Annotated in this window: 1 protein-coding gene and 1 pseudogene; both read left to right on the top strand. The window is 74.4% G+C overall.

Annotated features, from left to right (window positions below; translation table 11 throughout):
• Positions 1 to 58: 58 nt before the first annotated feature.
• Positions 59 to 826, top strand: coding sequence for a TetR/AcrR family transcriptional regulator (locus tag PROKR_RS06765; RefSeq protein WP_036960981.1), 768 nt, complete (start codon positions 59 to 61; stop codon positions 824 to 826).
• A 69-nt stretch (positions 827 to 895) separates the two neighbouring features.
• Positions 896 to 1,212: pseudogene (locus PROKR_RS34130) on the top strand (hypothetical protein); the annotation flags it as partial.

Below are 1,212 nucleotides of genomic sequence, written 5' to 3' on the forward strand. Positions count from 1 at the left end.
TCGGCGCGGCCCTGGTGACGCGCCGCCGCGCCTGACCTCGTCGGGGTGGCGGTCGCGCGTGCAAGACTGGAACGTGCCCGCCGCCACCCCGACCCGCAGGCAGCGACTGCGCGCAGAGCTGCTGCGTGAGGCGCGCGCGGCGGCCCGCCGGCTCCTCGCCGAGCACGGGGCGGACGGCGTCACGATGGTCGCGGTCGCCAAGGAGGTCGGGATCGCCGGGCCCGGCATGTACCGGTACTTCGAGGGACGCCCCGGTCTGCTCACCGCCGTCTACGACGACACGCTGGACGAGCTGATCGCCTACCTGGAGCGGGCGGTCGCGCGGCAGCCGGCCGACGACCAGGCCGCGCGGCTGCACGCCGCGACGCACGCGCTGTTCGTGTGGTGCCGCTCCCACCGGAACGAGTTCGACCTGCTGCTCGGCGCCGACGCACAGCACGCGGTGGGGGCGTCCGGCACGAGCCGCCCGCACTTCGTGCACCGGCTCGGCTCGGTGTTCGTGCCGACCTTCGCCGCCCTGTGGCGCGCCGGGGTCCCGTTCCCGGGCGACGCCGACGTCGCGCCGGGGCTCGCCCCGGAGCTCGACGCGTACCGCACGGTGCTCACGCAGGACAGCCCCGGTGTGGCCGAGGAGGTCCCCGTAGGCGTGGTGCACACGATCATGGTGTTCTGGCGCCAGGTCTACGGCCTGCTGTGCATGGTCGCGTACGACCAGCTCGACTACGCCTTCGGCAACTTCGACGCGATGTTCGACGACATGATGCGGAGCCTCCTGGCCTCGCTGGGGCTCGAGCCGAGCCCGCGGGTGGTGCTCGTCGAGGCCTGACTTCCTGGCCCCGGAGTCGGCTGTCCGGATAGAGTTCGGCGCCGGTACAGGGGCGCAGAAGGGGGTCCGATGGAGCGCGATCCGCGGACGGACATGCTCGCCGCGGCGCGTCGTCTGCTGGCCGCCGACGGCGTCCGGGGCGTCACCGTCCCCGCCGTCGCCCAGCACCTCGCGCTGCCCGAGGCCGACGTGGCACGCGCTGTCGGGGACCGGGCCGGGCTGCTGGAGGCCCTGTACGAGTCGACGATGGACCGCCTGCTGGAGTTCCTCGGCGCGGCGGTGGCGCAGCAGGACCCGGACGACCTCGCGGCCCAGGTCGAGGCGGGCACGCACGCCGTCGTCGTGTGGTGCGGCACGCACCGGGCCGAGTTCGGCCTGCTGATGGG

It is taken from the genome of Promicromonospora kroppenstedtii DSM 19349 (genome assembly GCF_000515355.1).
Classification (GTDB): Bacteria; Actinomycetota; Actinomycetes; order Actinomycetales; family Cellulomonadaceae; genus Promicromonospora; species Promicromonospora kroppenstedtii.